The following is an 18,777-nucleotide window of genomic DNA, read 5'->3' on the forward strand; positions in this document are numbered from 1 at the left end:
CCGACCTCACGTCTTCAAACGATAGCGGCCGCGCGCTATGAACTCCAGGAATCCCTGATCGCGCAGGAGCTGGAGCTGCTGGCGGATTTTCGGTCGGACGTTCTGGTTGCCGGGATAGAGCAGGCTGAGATGGCGGTCGAAAGCATAGACATCGTCGAGCGTGAATTCAGGCTTGCCGAGCGACTCGACGCATTTCAAGACCTCGATCAGCCATCCGCGTGCATCCAGGGATTCCTTGCGGAGGAAGAGCGTCCTGCTCCACTCCTGCAGCACGACCTCCTTCGAGCGGACGACGCGATTCCGGACGATGTGAATCTTGCCCGACTCGGGAACGCGATCGAGAAGAATGTTCGACCCGACCCATCCGGCGCGGCGCGCGGTCGCCGCAAGCGGCTTGCGCTGCTCGATGATGTCGCGGATGAAGAAGTGCTTCGGCACGACGAAGAGGTTGATGACCGACCGGGTGTCACGGTCATAATTCATCAGCAGGAGATTGGGATTGTTGCTGGCGGCCAGCCGCTCGCACTTCGTCCCATAGGCGCCGTCGGCGACCTTGGCGCCGAATGCCTTCTTCTGGCTCTTCAGCTCGAATTCTTCGCTGCAGGCTTTACAGAGAAAATCCGCCAGCGGGCTGTTGTTGGGAAACTGCGTCATGTTCGACTGGCCGCAGTTCGGACAATAGGCTTGCGCGCCAACCCACGCCTCGGTCCACGCCCGCGCCTTCTGCGTGCCGCTGGTGTAGGCGGTCTGGGATTCTTCGAAGCCGAGTTTCATGTGAGCAGAGTAGCTCAACATGATTTGTTTTCCAGTAGAGATCGCGGGGCCGGACGTCATTGCGAGCGAAGCGGCGAAGCGAAGCAATCCAGATCAGGCCAAGTGCATAGACTGGATTGCTTCGTCGCTATCGCTCCTCGCAATGACGCGGCGAGAAGGTTTACACCTCACCGCTTCTTCCACCCGCCGCGCTTTCCCGGCGCGCCACCGGTCGAGCGCGGAGCCGGGCCGAATTCGGGGCCGGACTCGCGGGAGTTGGTGGGCTGGATGATCTTGCTGCTGCTGCCGAATGGCTTTGGCGGCAGCTTGGCGTTGGGGCGGTAGGGCAGGGATTCCGGGCCGTGCATCTCGTCGAGATGCGGCTTGTGGACTTTGGAGCCGGTGCTTGGGCCGCCGCTGATGATGTCGTCGAGGGACGGCGCGAGCGGGTCGCGGGGCTTCACCCCACCCCGGCCGCCTTTGGCGGCCGACCCTCCCCCTCCAGGGGAGGGTGAAGAGGAGCCGCCAGCGCGTGCCGCAGCGCCACGGCCCTTCATCGCCGTGGTCGGGAGATTTGCGGCGTCGCCGTATTTCTTGGTGCCGGCGTAGGCTCCGGCCTTGCCTTGCACGGTGCGCTGCTTGGCGGTGGGGTCGTCGACGACGGCGAGCTCGGTGGCGCGGAGGCGCTTGACTTCGTCGCGGAGGCGGGCGGCTTCCTCGAAGTTCAAATCGGCGGCGGCTTCGCGCATGCGGGTTTCGAGATCGGCCAGCACCGCCTCGAAATTGTGGCCGATCGAGATGACGTCGTCGGTGGTGGTGCCGCCGCCGGTCTCGATCAGCACGTGGTCGCGCTCGTAGACCGAGTTGAGGATGTCGCCGATCGACTTCTTGACGCTCTCCGGCGTGATGCCGTGGGCCGTGTTGTATTCGACCTGCTTCTCGCGGCGGCGGTTGGTCTCGGCGATGGCGCGCTCCATCGAGCCGGTCATCTGATCGGCGTAGAGGATCACCTTGCCGTCGACGTTGCGCGCGGCGCGGCCGATGGTCTGGATCAGCGACGTCTCGCTGCGCAGAAAGCCTTCCTTGTCGGCGTCGAGGATCGCGACCAGCGCGCATTCGGGAATGTCGAGGCCCTCGCGCAGCAGGTTGATGCCGACCAGCGCGTCGAACGCGCCGAGGCGCAAGTCACGGATGATCTCGATGCGCTCGATGGTGTCGATGTCCGAATGCATGTAGCGGACGCGGATGCCCTGCTCGTGCAGATATTCGGTGAGGTCCTCGGCCATGCGCTTGGTCAGCACCGTGATCAGCGAGCGGTAGCCGGCCTGCGCGGTGGCGCGGACCTCGCCGAGGAGATCGTCGACCTGGGTGCGAGCGGGGCGGATGTCGACGGGGGGATCAATCAGCCCGGTCGGGCGGATGACCTGCTCGACGAACACGCCGCCGGCCTCGTTCAGCTCCCAGCCGCCGGGGGTCGCCGACACCGCCACGGTCTGCGGCCGCATCATGTCCCATTCCTCGAAACGCAGCGGGCGGTTGTCCATGCAGGAGGGCAGGCGGAAGCCGTATTCGGCCAAGGTCGCCTTGCGGCGGAAGTCGCCGCGGAACATGCCGCCGATCTGCGGCACCGTGACGTGGCTTTCGTCGGCGAACACCAGCGCATTGTCGGGGACGTATTCGAACAAAGTCGGCGGCGGCTCGCCGGGCAGGCGGCCGGTGAGGTAGCGCGAGTAGTTCTCGATGCCGGCGCAACTGCCGGTCGCCTCCATCATCTCCAGATCGAAGGTGGTGCGCTGCTCCAGCCGCTGCGCCTCGAGCAGGCGGCCCTGCGCGTGCAACTGGTCGAGCCGCATCTTCAGCTCGGACTTGATCGACTTCATCGCCTGCACCAGGGTCGGGCGCGGCGTCACATAGTGCGAATTGGCGTAGACCTTGATGAACTCCAGCTCGTCCTGCTTGTGGCCGGTGAGCGGATCGAACTCCTCGATGTTCTCCACCGTGTCGCCGAACAAGTTCACGCGCCAGGCGCGGTCCTCATAGTGCGCCGGGAAGATGTCGATGACGTCGCCCCGCACGCGAAAGGTGCCGCGGGTGAAATCGTGCTGGGTGCGCTTGTATTGCAAAGCGACGAGGTCGGCGATGAGTTGGCGCTGGTCGATGCGCTCGCCCTTCTTCAGCGCGAAGGTCATCGCGGTGTAGGTCTCGACCGAGCCGATACCGTAGATGCACGACACCGAGGCGACGATGATCACGTCGTCGCGCTCGAGCAGCGCGCGCGTCGCGGCGTGGCGCATCCGGTCGATCTGCTCGTTGATCGAGGAATCCTTCTCGATGTAGGTGTCGGTGCGCGGGACGTAGGCCTCGGGCTGGTAATAGTCGTAGTACGAGACGAAGTACTCGACCGCGTTGTCCGGGAAGAAGCTCTTGAACTCGCCATAGAGCTGCGCGGCGAGCGTCTTGTTCGGCGCGAGGATGATGGCCGGGCGCTGCGTCGCCTCGATCACCTTCGCCATGGTGTAGGTCTTGCCGGAGCCGGTGACGCCGAGCAGCACCTGGGTGCGGTCGTTGCGCGCGATGCCCTCGACCAGCTCCTTGATCGCCTGCGGCTGGTCGCCCTTCGGCTCATAGGCCGACTTGATCTCGAAGCGGACGCCGCCTTCCGACTTCTCGGGGCGCGGCGGCCGGTGCGGCGTCCACACCTTGAGCGAGCCGTCGTCCTTGCGGAACTCGGGACGACCCTCGCGGATCAGCGACTCCAGCGCTTCCGCCGTGGCCTTGACGCCGAGCGCCTCCATCTTGTTGCGCGGCGGGCGGGCGAGCGCCTCCTCGTCGTCCTCGGCGGTGGGCAGGCCGAGCTGCCGCGCCAGTTCCGGATCGAGCGTCGGGATGGTGGCGGCGGTGCCGTAATTGGCTTGCGGCGCTTCGGCGAGTCCGGAGGCTGAGGCGGCGTCATCCGCCCCGAGGGGGTGATGCTGCGGAGAGAGGCCCCCACCCTGGCCCTCCCCCGCACGCGGGGGAGGGGACGCTAGCGGCGCAGTCTCGGCATCATCGCTGGCGCCGGCACTCGGCGCCTGCCGCCTGGAGCCCTCCCCCGCGTGCGGGGGAGGGTTGGGTGGGGGCGGGCCATGCGACGGATCGTTGTTTGACGATGAACGTCCACCCACCGGCTGCGGATTCGGCCGCAGCGGGATCGGGCGATCGGACGTGTCGCGGGCCGCAAGCTCAGCGCTCTTGCCGCGCGTCGACGCCCGCGCGCGGTGCGCGGCGGCCTCGCCGCCGCTGCGGCGGTCCCAGGAATTGTCCGGCGGAGGCTTCAGTCCCGTTGAGGAACCGATGCCGCTCTCGCCGCGGTTGATGGCGGGATTGAGCAGCTCGGCGAGCGCGGGCGCGATCGGCTGCACGTCGGGCCGGTGCGCTTTCGATTTCGGCGGTCGGCCTGGCTTCTTGGGAGTGTCGGGGGTCTTCGCCATGGCCCGAATATGGGACGGATGGCGCCGAGTTGAAAGAGTGATCGGGCGCCGCGCACCAGCCTTGCTGACAGCATGGTGGCAGCAGCAGGCATCGAGACGCACTGCTCCCGAAAGGCCACACGAGATCAGCGGGCGACTCGCGAGCCATGGCGCGCACGATGGCGTTGCCGCGACGCCACGCTGCCGTTCAATGCCGCGTCGGCTGCTCGACGATGTCGAGATGCACGCCGTGGCAGGCGACGCATTGCAGGGCCCAGTACTCGGAACCGCCGCGGCCGTTGATGACGCTCAGGACGCTCAGCTCCGCATCGCAGTCCGGGCATCGCGTACGCACCGAAAAAGCGAGGTGTTTGACGGCAGGCTCAGCCATGAATTGCAGTCCGCATTACGAATACACTCGGCATTTCGAATTGGCGTTTGATGTTGGCTTGGAACCGTCTGGCCGCGCGAGGGGACTCTCGGGGACTTCACTCTCGGAGATTGTTCCACGTCGCGCTATCCGTCTTTTCCCGGGGGTCGGTCGATATCCTCCGTCGCGTGCTTCAAAGTGCTGCGATTCGGTCTGCAGCTGTCAGCGCCACCGCTTGCGAAAGCGGTCGATATGGCTTTTCGCGTCGGCAATCGCCATGTCCGCATCGGACCAGGCGAAGCCGACTTCGAGCGAGGGGAACGAAACGCCATTGATCACCACCGGGGTCATGTCCGCGCGGCGGATCCGCGCGTGCCACAAGCCGCGTCCTGCTTCGAACGGCTCGATGGCGAAGTCCTCGTACAAATACGTCATTGCGCAGTCCTGATGTCCCGAACGGCAACGACAGCATGAATTGGTCCGGGCATTTGTGAACGGGTTCACACGTCAGCGTCTTTTTTGATGGCGTCCCTGCGCTGGGAATTCCGGGTCGCGGGCTGTGACGCCGCACGCATGATCCAGCGTCGGAACGCGGCGAAATCACGTTGGCCGGCCTGGAAATGGCGGTAGACAAGATACCAGCGCTCGCCTTTTGGGACGGTCAATGCGAACGGTGCAACCAGGCGTCCCGCCGCGAGGTCGTCGTCGATATAGGGACGGATGCCCATGGCGACGCCGAGCCCGTCGATCGCAGCCTGCAGCGCATGTCCATAGTACTGGAACTCGGTGCCGCGCGCGCTGACGCGCGTGACGCCCGCGGCCTTCAGCCACAGCGCCCAGTCCTCGGCGGCATGCGAAACCCGCAGCAGGCTCGAGCCCTTGAGATCGGCAGGCTTCTTCAAGGTCGCGGCGAGCCGCGGCGTGCACACCGGCACGAGATCCGCGGCGAACAGCGGCTCGGCGACGAGGCCCGGCCAGGCGCCGTGGCCGAGCTTGATGCCGCAGCTCCAGTCGTCGCCGAACGGCACCGCCGCCCCGCCGGTGGTGATGCGGACCTCGATGTCCGGCTGCTCGGTGCTGAAATCGGCCAGACGCGGGATCAGCCATTTCATCGCGAACGTCGGCCCGACGCCGAGCGTCAGCACCCGCATCGATGACGGCGCCATGATCTGCGCGGTCAGGCTCGACAGCGCATCGAAGATCGGCGTCAGTCCGCTCTGATAGGCGCGGCCGGCGGCGGTGAGCGCCAGGCGGTTGGCCTTGCGCTCGAACAGCACGACGCCCAGCCGCTGCTCGAGCAGGTTGACCATGCGGCTGATCGCGGCCGCGGAGACGTTGAGCTCGCTGCCCGCCGCGGCGAAGCTGCCGGTGCGCGCCGCCGCCTCGAACGCCTTGATGCCGTTGAGGAACAGCAGCCGTCTCATCGCGCCCTCAGGAAAACTGATGGAGGGCAAGATAACTCGGTTTGTGCGGATATCGCCAGTGCGACAAATTGCATGGCGAGGAGATCAGCCATGACACCCGCCCTGATTGCAGCGCTCGGATTGCTGATGGTGGCGACGGCGTTCCTGTCGGGCCTGTTCGGCATGGCGGGCGGGCTGATCCTGATCGGCGTGCTGCTGGCGATCATGCCGCTGCCGGCGGCGATGGTGCTGCACGCGGCGACGCAGATGGCGTCCAATGGCTGGCGTGCGGTGCTGTGGCGCCGGCACATCCGCTGGCGGCCGGTCGCGGTGTATCTCGTCGGCTGCGCGCTGGCGCTCGGCCTGTGGGCGCTGGTGCGCTACGTGCCGGACAAGCCGGCGGCGCTCTTGCTGCTCGGCGTCACCCCGTTCATGGCGCGGCTGATGCCGGCCGGCCTCAAGCCCGATCCGGACAGCGTCTGGCAGGGCGCGATCTACGGCACGATCTGCATGGGGCTGATGCTGATGACCGGCGTGTCGGGGCCGCTGCTCGACGCGTTCTTTCTCGGCGCGCGGTTCGACCGCCGCTCGATCGTCGCCACCAAGGCGACGTGTCAGGTCGCGAGCCACCTCACCAAGCTGATCTATTTCGGCGGCATCATCGACCAGGCCGCGGGCCTCGATCCGGTGCTCGCGCTCGTCGCCGTCGGCGCGTCGATGCTCGGCACGAGCCTGGCGCGGCGGCTGCTGGAGGCGATGAGCGAGCAGCAGTTCCGCATCTGGGCCAACCGCATCATCACGGCGGTGGCGAGCTACTACATCCTCTATGGCGGCTGGCTGCTGCTGGCCGCGCAGAGCTCGGCGGCGGCAGAGTGAGGCGAGCATGGCCGGATCGGCAGACCCCCTGGTGCTGGACTTCGTCGAATGGGTCGCGCGCGCGCCGCGCAGCCATGCCGAAGTGGTGGCGACCTGGCGGACGAGCTGCCCGCGCCTGACGGTGTGGGAGGATGCCGCCGATCTGGGCTATGTCACGCGCGAGGCGATCACGGGCGCCGGCCTCTTCATCATCGTCACCGATGCCGGCGCGCGGCTGCTGCGCGACAACGGCCGCGTCGTGCGCTAGAACGGTCCGGACTTGGAGGAAGGACCGGGAATGGCCGTGAAACTGTATGAACTCGTCGGGACCGATGCGAGCCGACCGTTCAGTCCCTATTGCTGGCGCACGCGGATGGCGCTGGCGCACAAGGGGCTGAGCGCTGATACGATTCCGTGGCGCTTCACCGAGAAGAGCGCGATCGCGCCGCATGGATCGGAGAAGGTGCCGGTCATGCTCGACGGCGACCGCGCGGTCGCCGATTCCTGGGCGATCGCCAACTACCTCGAGGACACCTATCCGGACCGGCCCTCGCTGTTCGGCGGCGCCGGCGGCCGCGCGATGGCGCGCTTCCTCAATGCCTGGGGCGATATCGCCATCGTCGGCGGCATCTTTCCGCTGATCATCGCCGACATCCCGAAGAACCTTGCCGCCGAGGATGCCGACTATTTCCGCAAGTCGCGCGAGGCGCGGTTCGGCAAGAGCCTCGAAGAGGTCATGGCCTCGCGCGACCAGGCGGTCATCGGCTTCCGCAGATCGCTGGAGCCGCTGCGCCAGACCCTGAAGACGCAGGCCTTCATCGGCGGCGATGCGCCTGACTATGCCGACTACATCGTATTCGGCGGCTTCCAATGGGCGCGCGTGGTGAGCCCGTTCCGGCTGCTCGAGGAGAGCGACAGCGTCCATGCCTGGCGCGAGCGGCTGCTCGATGCATTCGATGGGCTGGCGCGCAAGTCGCCGGGCCATCCGGTCTAGCAACGCGGCGGCCGGCGCTCGCGCCAGGCCGCCAGCCCATCGGTGAGATCGCGGCTGCCGACCAGGCTCGCGAACTGTTCGCTCTCGACCTGTAGCCCTTCGCCGATCGCCATGTTGAGCCCGCGCGTCGCGGCGGTGATGATGCCGGCGACGGTGTCCGGCCCGTGGCGGATGATGCGCTGGGCCAGCGCGCGCGCCGCCGGCAAGAGCTCGTCATGCGGCACGACGGCGTTGACGAGGCCGATCTCCAGCGCGCGCGGCGCCGGGAAAGAATCGCCGGTCAGCAGCAGTTCGAGTCCGCGCTTGCGGCCGACCAGCCGCGGCAGCCGCTGCGTGCCGCCGAAGGTCGGCGGCATGCCGAGCCTGATCTCGGGCTTGGCGAAGCTGGCGCGCTCGCTCGCGACCGCAAGATGCACGGCCTCGGTGATCTCGCAGCCGCCGCCGAAGGCGAGCCCGTTGACGGCGGCGATGACCGGCTTGCGGAACGCCTCCAGCCGCGCCGTCATCGCCTGGCCGCGCCGAACGAAGTCGCGCAGCGCGGCAGCGCGCCCCTGGCGGACGCTTGCGGTGAATTCGTCGATGTCGGCGCCGGCCGAGAAGGCGCGTTGTCCCGCACCGGTGAGGACCACGGCCCTGACGCCGGCATCGGTCTCGATGCGGTCGAGCGCGGCCATCAATCGATCGATCAGCGCGTAGCTGAGCGCGTTCAGCCGCTGCGGCCGGTTCAGCGTGATCACGGCGATGCGGTCGGAGATGTCGAGCAGGATGAGGTCGGTCATGGTGTCTCGCAGGCTGGCGGTTGGAGCAGGTGAAGACTAGGCGCCGCGGCAGCCGAGGTATATTCACTGGTCAGTATACATTGACCGAGCGCCGCCATGCCCCGTTCCTCCGATCCCACGCCCGCCCGCATCATCGCCGCCGCGAGCAGGCTGTTCTATGCCGAGGGCATCCGCGCCGTCAGCGTCGACGCGGTGGCGGAGAAGGCCGGGGTCACCAAGAAGACGCTGTACTATCATTTCCGCAGCAAGGACGATCTGGTCGCGGCCTATCTCGCCGCGCGCGACCAGCCGAACCTGACGCTGTTCAAGCGCTGGTTCGACGAGACCGAGGGCGGGCTGCCCGACAAGATCGCCGGGATATTCAACCAGCTCGCGCGCGCCGCGCGACATCCGAAATGGCGCGGCTGCGGCTTCCTGCGCACCACCGCGGAGCTCGCCAATCTGCCCGGCCATCCCGCGATCAGGATCGGCGCCGCCCACAAGAAGAAGTTCGAGGCCTGGCTCCAGGCGGTCTTCGAAGAGCAGGGAATTGCCGAAGCCGGCGGGCTCGCGCGGCAGATGCTGCTGCTGCTCGACGGCGCATTCGCGGTCGTGCTGCTGCATCGGGACGCCAGCTACATGGAAACCGCGGGCGCGGCGGCGCGGACGCTGGTCGCGGCGGCGCTGCCAAAGGGGAGGCGATATGCTTCCCGCAGGACCGTCAGCCGGCGCAGCCGCGTCCCCTGACCTGCTCGCCGCGAACGATCGTTGCGACCATCCGGCTCGCCATGCCGTCGAAATCGGATGGCTTGATGTAGCCGGCGGCGTAGGCTTCCTGGGTGAGCCGTTCGATCCTTCGATCCTCGGCGGTGGTCCATACGCCCGCGATATAGGCGGCGCCGGCCGGACCATAGGTCTCGGGATAGCGCTCGTTCTGGTTCTGCCGGTGATAGTAGTAGTGGTTGAGGCCGCTGATGAAGCTGTCGCGCTTGGCGCCGCAGCGGTCGCTCCAGGCGAGGTCGAGCGACTTCAGCGCGTCTTCGCGCTGCGAACGCCGGGCGTCCTCGGTGTATTTCTCGTGGTCCTGAAACTCCGCGCCGGTGACCGGCGGAAACGCCGCCGCGGTCGGCGCTTCGGTCAGGAACAGGCGTCCGCCAACCTGCCAGACGACGATGGCCGCAATGATGAAGATCAGCCGGTTCATGGCAGCGCTCGTTTGCTATCGCCGGTCCCGTTGCGCCTGCCGCGTCCGGCACACCGCCGACTCGTCGGACCAGAAGGCGGGTCCGGCGAATTGCGGGACCTCCTCGCGCACGTCGGCCGGAAAGTCCGCCTTGGTGATCCCCCTCTCCTCGAAGGCTTCGAACAACGCCTCCTTCACGCGCTGATCGAGCGGCGTGCCGACGCTGTCGGCCGCCTCCTGGAGCGATTTGTCGGTGCAGATCTTTGCGCCCCAGAACTGCCGCTTGCAATCCAGCTTGGCAACATAGGCGCGGGTGTAGGCCGTCAGTGCGTCCACCAGGTTCTGCTTCATGGTCTGGTCGCACGGCGACAGCTTGTAGGCCGTGGCGGCCTGCAACGCGTCCATGCGCAACGCGTCGAGCTTGGGATTCTTGTCGCTCTGCGAGGTGTGCTGCGCGAGCCACGCCTTGCGGTCGAACTCCTTTGCCTCCGGGCCGCCGAAGGTCATGTCGACCGTGGGGGATAGGGGAGCCACGACAGCCACGCCCCCCGGCGCCGGCGCAGCAAGGTTCGAGACCGTTTCAATCGAAGCTGTCCGCATCATGCCCCGCCACGGTCCATCCGGAAGCGGAAATCCCCTGACCGCCCAACTCATACCTGCGAACGCAGCCAAAAATGCCGCACCCGCGGCGCCAATGAATCGCAACATGAAATAGGCCCATCCGCCAACGCCTGCACGGTAGTGCGTGCGGGTTAATGCATCCGATAGGACCGCCGGCGGCGCGCAACGACGTGAACCGATCGTGACCGTGTTCGGCCGCGTTTGAAGAAAATGGCTCATGAGAAGGCTGCACGGCGATTCACAGCCTGCCGAGATGACGTCACGTCCTGAGGGGCAACACCGAACGGCGCGCGAGCAGCGCGATGGCGGCATCGAGATCCGGCAGCACGGCCGCCGCATTCGCCCGCGAATGATCGTTCGGCGGCACGATGTCCGGCACCATCAAGGTGATCGCGCCGGCGGCGTGCGCCGAGGCGACGCCGGGATTGGAATCCTCGATCGCGACGCAGGCCGGCGCGTGCGTCCGCAGCCGTTCCGCGGCAAGCAGATAGAGGTCCGGATGCGGTTTGGCGCGGGCCACGTCGTCGCGCGTCAGGACCGCATCGAAGCGGTGATCGATGCGGGCGAGGCGGAGATGCTCCGCGGCCGTGCGGCGCGAGGACGAGGTGACGACGGCCTTGGGCAGGCCGACCGCGTCGATCGCATCGAGCAGCGCGATGACGCCGGGCTTCAGCGGCATGCCCGCCTGCAGGATCTCGACGGTCTTGGTCGCGAACAGGCGGTTGACTTCGGCCAGCGGAAAATCGTCGCCGAAATGGTCGCGCAGGGTCTGCTCGTTGTCGGGTCCGGGAATGCCGATCATCGCATGGCAGAGCTCGACGACGCCGTCGTTGTAGCCGAGCGCATTCAGCGCCGCGATCGCAGCTTCGAGATAGACCTTCTCGGTGTCGAGCAGCGTGCCATCCATGTCGAGCAGGACGGCTTCGACGTGCCAGCGCGTCACGAGCCCGGCTCCGGTTTGCCGGCCAGTCTCTTGAGGCAGCTGGCGCACAGGCAGTCCTTGAAATTGCTTTGTCCGGTCTTGGGCAGCGGCAGGCGCACGGTCTCGTCGAAGCACCAGCAGGAGCCGCCCGGATCGCAGCTGAACGCCGTGCCGCACGACTCGCAGATGAGTTGCCGCGCGGTCATGTCCGCTAAACGATTTGTCACCTTCGGAACCACGTCCGACCAGCCCTTTTCATGTCCGGTTCATCTGCAGGGGCAAGTATAGTGCGTGACAATCTGCCGCGCCATCGCAGTCTGCGGTCGCGGCAACACAGCGTTTCGGGAGCTCCCGCGATGACGGGCTCGAGGATGTGGCATGGCGCGTGATGCTCGAGCGGCTCTTGTCGCATTGAATCGCTTCGGCTTCGGCGCGCGTGGCGGTGCCTCGGGCGATCTCGTCAATGCGGCGTCGGACCCGCGCGGCTTCGTCAAGGCCGAGCTCGGCCGTCCCGATGGAGCGCTGCTGGAGGCGCCGGGTCTGCAGCCGACGGCAGCACTCGCCGCTGCCGTCTTCACCTATCAGGACGAGGTCAAGCGGGCCCGCGAGGCCGCGAAGCCGGAGGCTGCGCCGCAGGATCCGTCCAGCCCCACGCGCGGCCTGTCGACGAACGGCGCGGACAAAGCCATGGCCGCAACGCCCTCGGCGGCCCCAGCGGCCGGTGCCGACCCCGCACCCGCGATGCAGGGAGCGCCGGCAAAGCCCGCGCAAGCCCAGCAGCCGCCCAACGTCGTCCAGAAGACGTTCCGTGCCGAAGCGCTGGCGCGGCTGCAGCGCGCGGTGCTCGCCGACTGCGGCTTCACCGAGCGGCTGGTGGCGTTCTGGTCGAATCATTTCTGCATCTCCGCCGGCAAGGGCGAGTTGGCGCGGATGTGGGCCGGCGCGTTCGAGCGCGAGGCGATCCGGCCGCACGTGCTCGGGCGCTTCGTCGACATGCTGAAGGCGGTCGAGCAGCATCCGGCGATGCTGTTCTTTCTCGACAACCAGGAATCGCTCGGACCGGACTCGCGTGCCGGCCAGAACCGCAAGCGCGGCCTCAACGAGAATCTCGCGCGCGAGATCATGGAGCTGCACACGCTGGGTGTCGGCGGCGGCTACAGCCAGGAGGACGTGACCTCGCTGGCGCGCATCATCACCGGCTGGAGCTTCGCCGGCCGCAACGCCCGCAACGCGGCGCCCGGCAGCTTCGTGTTCAATGCCAATGCGCATCAGCCGGGGCCGCAGACGTTGCTCAGCAAGGTCTATGCGGATGATGGCCTCGCCCAGGGCGAAGCTGCGCTCGCGGACATCGCACGGCATCCGTCGACCGCGAAGTTCATCGCCGCCAAGCTCGCACGTCATTTCATTGCCGACGATCCGCCGCCCGCGCTCGTCGCGCGACTCGAAGCCGTGTTCAGGAGGAGCGATGGCGACCTCAAGGCGCTGACCTTGGCGCTGGTGGACTCCGACGATGCCTGGTCGGCGCCGCTCACCAAGATCCGCTCGCCCTATGAGTTCCTGGTCGCCGGCGGCCGGCTGCTGGCGCGCGTGCCGGAGGATCCCGGCTTCTATCTCACTTCCCTGAACACGCTGGGCCAGCCGTTGTGGACGCCCGCGGGACCAAACGGATTCGCTGATACCAATGCGGTGTGGGCCGCGCCGGAAGGCATGAAGCTGCGGCTGGACATCTCGTCGCAGCTCGGCGGCCGACTCGGCAACAATCTCGATCCGCGCGAGCTGCTCGAGCTCGTCGCCGGCGATGCTGCGTCGACCGAGACACGCCGCACCATCGAGCGCGCGGAGTCGCGCCAGCAGGCGCTGGCGCTGCTGTTGATGTCGCCGGAATTCCAGAGGAGATGACGATGGACCGGATCGCGACCTCGCTGTTGACCTCGCGACGCCACTTGCTGCTGGCAGGCGCGTCCTTCGCCGCGTGGGGCTATTTGCCGAAATTCGCCCGCGCCGCCGACCAGCGCGATCCGCGCCTGATCGTCGTAATCCTGCGCGGCGCGCTCGATGGCCTCGCCACCGTCGCGCCGGTCGGCGATCCCGACTACGCCGGACTGCATGGCGCGATCGCGCTGACGACGGCGGGACCAACTCCGGCGCTGCCGCTCGACTCGTTCTTTGCGCTGCATCCGTCGATGCCGGAATTCGCGCGCATGTATCGTGACAAGCAGGCTGCCGTGGTTCACGCGGTCGCGACACCATATCGCGAGCGCTCGCATTTCGATGGCCAGGACGTGCTCGAAAGCGGCTTCGCCGGTCCCGGCCGCGTGCAATCGGGCTGGCTGAACCGCGCAGTCGAGGCGCTGCCGCGCGGCCCCCGCGTCACGGGCGCGCTCGCGGTCGGTCCGACGGCACCGCTGGTGCTGCGCGGCGCAGCGCCCACCGTCGGCTGGGCGCCGGTAACCTTGCCGCAGGCCGATGACGACACCGCGACGCGGCTGGTCGACCTCTATGCGCATCGCGATCCCGCATTGGCGGCTGCGCTGTCGCAAGGGCTGAAGCTCGAGAAGGTCGCGTTCGGTGACGACATGAAGCCCAAGCCGGGCGGCAACCAGATCGCGGCGATGCGCCAGGTCGCGCGCGGCGCGGCGAAGCTGATCGCGGCGGATGATGGTCCGCGCATCGCGGCGCTGGCCTTCGACGGCTGGGATACGCATGCCAATGAAGGCGGCGCAATCGGCCGGCTGGCGCAGCTCCTGTCGGGCCTCGACGGCGCGCTCGCCGAGTTCGAGAGCGGTCTTGGCCCGCGCTGGCGGGATACGGTCGTGGTGGTCGCAACCGAGTTCGGGCGCACGGCGAAGATCAACGGCACCCAGGGGACCGATCATGGCACCGGGACGATTGCGCTGCTCGCCGGCGGCGCGGTGAAGGGCGGGCGGGTGATCGCCGACTGGCCGACGCTGAAGATGGCGAGCCTCTACCAGGGACGCGATCTTGCGCCGACGACGGATCTGCGCGCGGTGTTCAAGGGCGTACTCGCCGATCATCTCGGCATCGGCGAGCACGCGCTCGGCGGCGCGGTGTTTCCGGACAGCGCGGCCGTGAAGCCGATCAAGGGGCTCGTGGCCTAGGGCTCGCTTGCGCCCTGTCCTGATCGGGGCTCTGAAGCATTCCACATCGCGGCATCAGCGGCCACCGCCGCTGGCGCATTGCACCGCGAAGTCTGCTACTCCTCGACCTGCGGCATTCACCCCTCAGGAGATCAGCATGTTCATCGCCATGAATCGTTTTCGCGTCGCCAAGGGCTCGGAGGCCGCCTTCGAGCAGGTCTGGCTGTCGCGCGACAGCCATCTCGACAAGGTACCGGGCTTCGTCGAGTTTCACTTGTTGAAGGGACCGGAAGCGGAGGACCATACGCTGTATGCCTCGCACACGATCTGGGCGTCGAAAGCTGCGTTCGAGGACTGGACCAGGTCCGAAGCCTTCCGCGCCGCGCACCACCGGGCCGGCGACACCAAGGTGCACTATCTCGGCCCGCCGCAGTTCGAGGGGTTCGAGGTCCGCCAAACGGTGGGCAGCAAGACGTAGGACAAGGACAGAGTCCACCATTCAGACGAGATCCGTCTCCGCGGCCCGTCTTGGCTGAGCACGGCCGAGCGGACGCTTGATTTGCGCTGAACGACACGGCGGCCGACAGGACCCGGACGGTCGCCGGTCGTGCGCCCTCGGAAGCTGCTCGCGCCGGGCCTCGCCGGGCAAGCCGTACCGCCGAACCTGCTGACATCAACAAGGACGACGCCCCAGTGAAGCTCCGGCTGAGTCGCGGAGATGCGACGGTGTGCCGACGCTGACCAGTCGTCGCCGTCGGCAGACGCGCATGCGACCTCAGGCGCTCTCGGGAACTGGAGCCTCACGAGGCTGTTATCGCGTGTCTGAAACAGGAAGCCGAATGTCCGGCAGGGCGGGCAGCGCCAGCCAGCGCCCTCGGTCGTTCTGTTCTAGCGAAGGCCCGGATGGTTGCTCGGATCGAGGACGAACCTTCCGGCATATGACCACCGGCGCCGGCGACATCGTCAGAAGCTTCCCTCCGTTGCAACGCGCCACCTTCGTCGACGTTGACAGCCTGACCGCTTGAGCGACGCGCGCCGCCCTTCCTCGTTCGGAGAGAGATTCGATGATCATCAGACAGCCGCTCAAGGTCCGCACCCCAGAGGAAGTTCTCGGGCTGATCAGCGCGCTGGCCGTCGCCATTTTTGCGGTCATCATCATCGCGCTGCTGTATTTCGGTCGCGATATCCTGGTCCCCGTGGCCCTGGCCATCCTGCTCAGCTTCGTATTGGCGCCATTGGTCGCGCAACTGCAGCGGCTTCGTGCCCCGCGCGGACTGGCCGTCGTCAGCGTGGTCGTTCTCGCATTCGTCGTGATCTTTACACTGGGCAGCCTGCTCGCCACCCAGCTCACCCAGCTTGCCAGTGAGCTGCCGAACTATCAATCGACGATGAGCAACAAGATCCAGTCGTTCCGCGACACCAAAGCCGGCAGAGGGACGCTCGAGCGTGCATCGGACATGCTCAAGGATCTGGGCAAGGAACTCGACAAACCGAATGAGCCGGAAGCGGCTCGGCCGCCGAGCGGACTGCGAACGAATTCCTCAGTCCCTGTGACCCCGATCCCGGTGGAGGTCCGGCAGCCCGATCCCGGAGCGCTAGACAGTCTCCGCACGCTGATTTCGCCGCTCATTCATCCGCTGGCGACGACCGGCATCATCATCATCTTCGTGATCTTCATATTGCTTCAACGCGAGGACCTGCGGAATCGGCTCATTCGCCTTGCGGGCTCATCCGACCTGCAGCGCACCACGGCGGCGCTCGATGATGCGGCTTACAGGCTCAGCCGGCTGTTCCTCACCCAGCTCGCCCTGAACGGCGGATTCGGCGTCGTGATCGGCGTCGGCTTGTGGTTCATCGGCATCCCCAGCGCCCTCCTTTGGGGGATCCTCGCCGCAGCGCTTCGGTTCGTGCCCTATATCGGCGCCGTCATCGCCGCGGCGTTTCCGCTTGCTCTGGCGGCAGCGGTCGACCCTGGCTGGTCGATGCTGATTTGGACCTTGGCCCTGTTTCTCGTGGTCGAGCCGTTGCTCGGCCACGTCATCGAACCGATGGTCTATGGGCGCAGCACGGGCCTGTCCCCCGTGGCGGTGGTCGTTTCAGCCGCGTTCTGGACCGCGCTGTGGGGCCCAATCGGGTTGGTGCTCGCGACGCCGCTGACGGTCTGCCTGGTCGTCATCGGACGACATGTGGAGCGCCTGGAGTTCCTCGACGTCATGTTCGGTGATCGTCCAGCGCTGTCTCCTCCCGAGATCTTCTACCAGCGCATGCTTGCGAACGATCCGACGGAAGCGGCCGAGAAGGCAGAGGAGTTCTTGAAGGAGCGCTCGTTGATTGCCTATTGCGACGAGGTCGCGGTGAAGGGACTGCAATTGGCCCAAGCCGACGCCGACCGAGGGGCGCTCGCCTATGATCGCCTTGCAACGATCCGTGACGCCGTCGCCGAGTTGACCGCCGATCTTTCCGATCAAAATGATGGTCCGCTGGCGAAACGCGAGACCACCAGCGATCCGGAAGCTGCATCGGCCGTCGACAGCTCGGCCAGCAGTGGGGCAATCGACACGATACCCATCCTCAGCAAGGACAATCTCGCCGAAGGATGGCGGAGCGAGCAGCCGGTCCTGTGCGTGGCCGGGCGAACCCCGATCGACGAAGCGGCGGCGGTGATTCTCGCGCAACTGTCGTCGGTGCACGGGTTGGGCGCGAAGGTCTCAGGAGCGGAGGCGCTCTCGACGGCGAACGTCATCAAGCTCGAGCCCGCAGGTGTTGCGATTGCCTGCCTGATCTATATCGGCAATTCCGGCGTTGCACATATGCGCTACTCCGTTCGTCGCTTGAAGCGACGACTCCCCAAGGCAAGAGTGATGTTGGTCTGCTGCGCGGCCGACGTCGATCAGGAGGCCGCGAAGGTGCTGCAGGAAGCCACCAAGGCCGATCTGGTCGCGGCGAGCATGGGTGAGGCTGTCAGAATGTGCGTCGAAGTCGCGCAGGCGAAGGCTTCTCAGCAGGTCCCATTGAAGCAGCAGAACACGACGACCAACGTAGCGTGAGACGCGCCACGTCCAACGACCAAGGCCAGACAAAAAAATGCGGCCCCGGTCAGAGACGGCGACTGACGGGGACCGCTGAAACGCGTGACCGGTGACGGGGGATGATCAGGCGCTCGATGGAGCGTAGGCCTGCCCCGTGACGGCGGCGTGACACCGCCCGTTCACAGCGCCTTGCGGTAGACGATGAAGCCCGAGCGCTCGGCGATCTTGTCGTAGAGCGCCTGTGCCGTGGTGTTGGTCTCGTGCGTCTGCCAATAGACCCGCGGCGCACCGGCCTGACGCGCTTCGCGGTAGACCGCCTCGATCAGCGCCCGTCCGACGCCCTTGCCGCGGGCGGCCTCGCTCGTGAACAGGTCGTTGAGATAGCAGAGCGGCCCGATCGTGGTGGTGGCGCGATGAAACAGGTAGTGCGCCAGGCCGATCAACTCGCCACCGCTCTCGGCGACCAGGGCATGGACCGGCTCGTCGGCATCGAAGAAGCGCGACCATGTCATCGCGGTCACCTCGGCCGGCAGCGCCGTCGGCCCCGAACGGCCGTAGAAGGCATTGTAGCCGTCCCAGAGCGGCAGCCAGTGATCATGGTCGTCGCGCGCGATGGCGCGCACAGTGAGTGCTTCGTGCATGAAGGCTTCGCCGTCCGTTTGAATCTCGACGGACCTTCGATACGCGCAGCCGCGTTGGCGATCAATCCGGGACGGGCTGCACCGGTTCGGCGGCGGGCGGCCGTACCAGCTCGACATAGACGGACCGATCTTCCTCGGTCAGCGGCGAGAGCGAGAGCTCGCCCCGCCGCTCGATCAGGATCAGCAGTGACGCCGCCAGCAGGATCGCGAGTGCCAGGGTCACGGCAACGATTACGACCGTTGATTTCATCGCCATTTTGTGCGCGAGACAATCATCGCCTGTTGTCGCGAAAACCGCGAAGGGTTGTCAAAATGGCTTCCTGTTAAGCGGGCATCGACAAGACGGCGCGGATCGACACCACCGCGATGGTGACGCTGACACCCAACGAGAGCGTGCTGGCCGCGATCGTTGCGACCACGGCGGTGGTCAGGCTGGGCGAAAGGGTGAGCGTTGCGTGGTCGTGAAAGCCGCTGACGGGCGTACGGAGCCCTCTACGGTGGTTCGACTCCTGCGGCGACGCATGGCCGCGGACCCAACTGAACCTCGGAACGGAAGCAAGACGCCACCCGGACATGAAGTCGAAATCCCTTACCCATACATCCGCGAGCGAATCACTCGCAGAGGTAAATTCTAAGGTCGCGCTGGGCAGGATTGCGGCGGCAAATCGGAAAAAAAGGCAGGAACATGGCGCTGGCGGTGT

Annotated in this window: 20 protein-coding genes; 8 read left to right on the forward strand and 12 right to left on the reverse strand. The window is 66.7% G+C overall.

Translation table 11 applies throughout. The annotated features are described in order from the left end of the window. Nucleotides 1–6: 6 nt before the first annotated feature. From ACQR13_RS11160 to ACQR13_RS11180, 5 genes are all read right to left on the reverse strand, one after another. Nucleotides 7–795: a DpnI domain-containing protein gene (locus ACQR13_RS11160; protein WP_316172602.1), complete on the reverse strand. Its 789-nt coding sequence runs from the start codon at nt 793–795 to the stop codon at nt 7–9. A gap of 146 nt (nt 796–941) precedes the next feature. Continuing rightward, a complete protein-coding gene (uvrB, locus tag ACQR13_RS11165; RefSeq protein ID WP_315750051.1) occupies nt 942–4,223 on the reverse strand; it encodes an excinuclease ABC subunit UvrB in 3,282 nt (1,093 codons plus the stop codon). Nucleotides 4,224–4,410: 187 nt separating this feature from the next. After that, a complete protein-coding gene (locus tag ACQR13_RS11170; RefSeq protein ID WP_315714095.1) occupies nt 4,411–4,593 on the reverse strand; it encodes a hypothetical protein in 183 nt (60 codons plus the stop codon). Nucleotides 4,594–4,794: 201 nt separating this feature from the next. Next, nucleotides 4,795–5,007 (reverse strand): hypothetical protein, encoded by a 213-nt coding sequence (locus ACQR13_RS11175; RefSeq protein WP_035655128.1) that lies wholly within the window; start codon nt 5,005–5,007, stop codon nt 4,795–4,797. Nucleotides 5,008–5,072: 65 nt separating this feature from the next. After that, complete coding sequence (locus ACQR13_RS11180; protein WP_315714096.1) at nt 5,073–5,996, reverse strand: LysR substrate-binding domain-containing protein; 924 nt, start codon at nt 5,994–5,996, stop codon at nt 5,073–5,075. A 90-nt stretch (nt 5,997–6,086) separates the two neighbouring features. Between ACQR13_RS11180 and ACQR13_RS11185 the strand changes: the two genes are divergently transcribed. Genes ACQR13_RS11185 through ACQR13_RS11195 form a run of 3 tightly spaced genes read left to right on the forward strand, consistent with a single transcriptional unit; the run spans nt 6,087 to nt 7,824 of the window. Then, nucleotides 6,087–6,851: a sulfite exporter TauE/SafE family protein gene (locus ACQR13_RS11185; protein ID WP_315750052.1), complete on the forward strand. Its 765-nt coding sequence runs from the start codon at nt 6,087–6,089 to the stop codon at nt 6,849–6,851. A gap of 7 nt (nt 6,852–6,858) precedes the next feature. After that, a complete protein-coding gene (locus ACQR13_RS11190; RefSeq protein WP_316194013.1) occupies nt 6,859–7,098 on the forward strand; it encodes a hypothetical protein in 240 nt (79 codons plus the stop codon). Nucleotides 7,099–7,128: 30 nt separating this feature from the next. Then, the gene (locus ACQR13_RS11195; protein ID WP_316194014.1) at nt 7,129–7,824 is read left to right on the forward strand and encodes a glutathione S-transferase family protein; all 696 of its coding nucleotides are present in this window, start codon (nt 7,129–7,131) and stop codon (nt 7,822–7,824) included. On the opposite strand, the gene ACQR13_RS11200 is transcribed toward ACQR13_RS11195, so the two are convergent. After that, a complete protein-coding gene (locus ACQR13_RS11200; protein ID WP_316194015.1) occupies nt 7,821–8,603 on the reverse strand; it encodes a crotonase/enoyl-CoA hydratase family protein in 783 nt (260 codons plus the stop codon). The genes ACQR13_RS11195 and ACQR13_RS11200 overlap by 4 nt on opposite strands. A gap of 96 nt (nt 8,604–8,699) precedes the next feature. Between ACQR13_RS11200 and ACQR13_RS11205 the strand changes: the two genes are divergently transcribed. Beyond that, nucleotides 8,700–9,329, forward strand: coding sequence for a TetR/AcrR family transcriptional regulator (locus ACQR13_RS11205; RefSeq protein ID WP_315750056.1), 630 nt, complete (start codon nt 8,700–8,702; stop codon nt 9,327–9,329). On the opposite strand, the gene ACQR13_RS11210 is transcribed toward ACQR13_RS11205, so the two are convergent. The 4 genes from ACQR13_RS11210 to ACQR13_RS11225 are packed head-to-tail and all read right to left on the reverse strand — an operon-like array spanning nt 9,304 to nt 11,514. Further along, complete coding sequence (locus ACQR13_RS11210; protein ID WP_315750057.1) at nt 9,304–9,786, reverse strand: hypothetical protein; 483 nt, start codon at nt 9,784–9,786, stop codon at nt 9,304–9,306. The genes ACQR13_RS11205 and ACQR13_RS11210 overlap by 26 nt on opposite strands. A gap of 15 nt (nt 9,787–9,801) precedes the next feature. Then, a complete protein-coding gene (locus ACQR13_RS11215; protein WP_315750058.1) occupies nt 9,802–10,605 on the reverse strand; it encodes a hypothetical protein in 804 nt (267 codons plus the stop codon). Nucleotides 10,606–10,645: 40 nt separating this feature from the next. After that, entirely contained in the window at nt 10,646–11,329 is a 684-nt protein-coding gene (locus tag ACQR13_RS11220) for an HAD family hydrolase (protein ID WP_315750059.1), read from the reverse strand. After that, on the reverse strand, nt 11,326–11,514 hold the full coding sequence (locus ACQR13_RS11225) for a cysteine-rich CWC family protein (protein ID WP_409998621.1): 189 nt from the start codon (nt 11,512–11,514) through the stop codon (nt 11,326–11,328). Before ACQR13_RS11225 ends, ACQR13_RS11220 begins: the two co-directional genes overlap by 4 nt. Before the next feature lie 172 nt (nt 11,515–11,686). Between ACQR13_RS11225 and ACQR13_RS11230 the strand changes: the two genes are divergently transcribed. The 4 genes from ACQR13_RS11230 to ACQR13_RS11245 all read left to right on the forward strand — a co-directional run bounded on the left by ACQR13_RS11230 (nt 11,687) and on the right by ACQR13_RS11245 (nt 17,453). Beyond that, the gene (locus ACQR13_RS11230; protein ID WP_315750061.1) at nt 11,687–13,207 is read left to right on the forward strand and encodes a DUF1800 domain-containing protein; all 1,521 of its coding nucleotides are present in this window, start codon (nt 11,687–11,689) and stop codon (nt 13,205–13,207) included. After that, nucleotides 13,204–14,427, forward strand: a complete 1,224-nt coding sequence (locus ACQR13_RS11235; protein ID WP_315750062.1) for a DUF1501 domain-containing protein — start codon at nt 13,204–13,206, stop codon at nt 14,425–14,427. Before ACQR13_RS11230 ends, ACQR13_RS11235 begins: the two co-directional genes overlap by 4 nt. Nucleotides 14,428–14,563: 136 nt before the next feature. Then, nucleotides 14,564–14,884, forward strand: a complete 321-nt coding sequence (locus ACQR13_RS11240) for an antibiotic biosynthesis monooxygenase family protein (RefSeq protein WP_315714107.1) — start codon at nt 14,564–14,566, stop codon at nt 14,882–14,884. 586 nt (nt 14,885–15,470) lie between these two features. After that, the gene (locus ACQR13_RS11245) at nt 15,471–17,453 is read left to right on the forward strand and encodes an AI-2E family transporter (RefSeq protein ID WP_315750063.1); all 1,983 of its coding nucleotides are present in this window, start codon (nt 15,471–15,473) and stop codon (nt 17,451–17,453) included. A 161-nt stretch (nt 17,454–17,614) separates the two neighbouring features. Here the strand turns inward: ACQR13_RS11245 and ACQR13_RS11250 are convergent, their stop codons facing one another. Both ACQR13_RS11250 and ACQR13_RS11255 read right to left on the reverse strand, forming a co-directional pair. After that, nucleotides 17,615–18,076, reverse strand: coding sequence for a GNAT family N-acetyltransferase (locus ACQR13_RS11250; RefSeq protein WP_315750064.1), 462 nt, complete (start codon nt 18,074–18,076; stop codon nt 17,615–17,617). Nucleotides 18,077–18,137: 61 nt separating this feature from the next. After that, nucleotides 18,138–18,332: a hypothetical protein gene (locus ACQR13_RS11255; RefSeq protein WP_315714111.1), complete on the reverse strand. Its 195-nt coding sequence runs from the start codon at nt 18,330–18,332 to the stop codon at nt 18,138–18,140. Nucleotides 18,333–18,777: the final 445 nt, after the last annotated feature.

It is taken from the genome of Bradyrhizobium sp. HKCCYLRH3059 (assembly GCF_051168035.1).
In the GTDB taxonomy this organism is placed as follows: Bacteria; Pseudomonadota; Alphaproteobacteria; order Rhizobiales; family Xanthobacteraceae; genus Bradyrhizobium.

Excerpts from the sequence above, each read along its gene's own strand:
- ACQR13_RS11195 (WP_316194014.1), top strand. The coding sequence starts at position 7,129 with ATGGCCGTGAAACTGTATGAACTCGTCGGGACCGATGCGAGCCGACCG.
- ACQR13_RS11240 (WP_315714107.1), top strand. The coding sequence starts at position 14,564 with ATGTTCATCGCCATGAATCGTTTTCGCGTCGCCAAGGGCTCGGAGGCC.
- ACQR13_RS11210 (WP_315750057.1), bottom strand. The coding sequence starts at position 9,786 with ATGAACCGGCTGATCTTCATCATTGCGGCCATCGTCGTCTGGCAGGTT.
- ACQR13_RS11180 (WP_315714096.1), bottom strand. The coding sequence starts at position 5,996 with ATGAGACGGCTGCTGTTCCTCAACGGCATCAAGGCGTTCGAGGCGGCG.
- ACQR13_RS11255 (WP_315714111.1), bottom strand. The coding sequence starts at position 18,332 with ATGGCGATGAAATCAACGGTCGTAATCGTTGCCGTGACCCTGGCACTC.
- ACQR13_RS11215 (WP_315750058.1), bottom strand. The coding sequence starts at position 10,605 with ATGAGCCATTTTCTTCAAACGCGGCCGAACACGGTCACGATCGGTTCA.
- uvrB (WP_315750051.1), bottom strand. The coding sequence starts at position 4,223 with ATGGCGAAGACCCCCGACACTCCCAAGAAGCCAGGCCGACCGCCGAAA.
- ACQR13_RS11225 (WP_409998621.1), bottom strand. The coding sequence starts at position 11,514 with ATGACCGCGCGGCAACTCATCTGCGAGTCGTGCGGCACGGCGTTCAGC.
- ACQR13_RS11245 (WP_315750063.1), top strand. The coding sequence starts at position 15,471 with ATGATCATCAGACAGCCGCTCAAGGTCCGCACCCCAGAGGAAGTTCTC.
- ACQR13_RS11235 (WP_315750062.1), top strand. The coding sequence starts at position 13,204 with ATGACGATGGACCGGATCGCGACCTCGCTGTTGACCTCGCGACGCCAC.
- ACQR13_RS11170 (WP_315714095.1), bottom strand. The coding sequence starts at position 4,593 with ATGGCTGAGCCTGCCGTCAAACACCTCGCTTTTTCGGTGCGTACGCGA.
- ACQR13_RS11250 (WP_315750064.1), bottom strand. The coding sequence starts at position 18,076 with ATGCACGAAGCACTCACTGTGCGCGCCATCGCGCGCGACGACCATGAT.
- ACQR13_RS11160 (WP_316172602.1), bottom strand. The coding sequence starts at position 795 with ATGTTGAGCTACTCTGCTCACATGAAACTCGGCTTCGAAGAATCCCAG.
- ACQR13_RS11185 (WP_315750052.1), top strand. The coding sequence starts at position 6,087 with ATGACACCCGCCCTGATTGCAGCGCTCGGATTGCTGATGGTGGCGACG.
- ACQR13_RS11205 (WP_315750056.1), top strand. The coding sequence starts at position 8,700 with ATGCCCCGTTCCTCCGATCCCACGCCCGCCCGCATCATCGCCGCCGCG.
- ACQR13_RS11200 (WP_316194015.1), bottom strand. The coding sequence starts at position 8,603 with ATGACCGACCTCATCCTGCTCGACATCTCCGACCGCATCGCCGTGATC.
- ACQR13_RS11190 (WP_316194013.1), top strand. The coding sequence starts at position 6,859 with ATGGCCGGATCGGCAGACCCCCTGGTGCTGGACTTCGTCGAATGGGTC.
- ACQR13_RS11175 (WP_035655128.1), bottom strand. The coding sequence starts at position 5,007 with ATGACGTATTTGTACGAGGACTTCGCCATCGAGCCGTTCGAAGCAGGA.
- ACQR13_RS11230 (WP_315750061.1), top strand. The coding sequence starts at position 11,687 with ATGGCGCGTGATGCTCGAGCGGCTCTTGTCGCATTGAATCGCTTCGGC.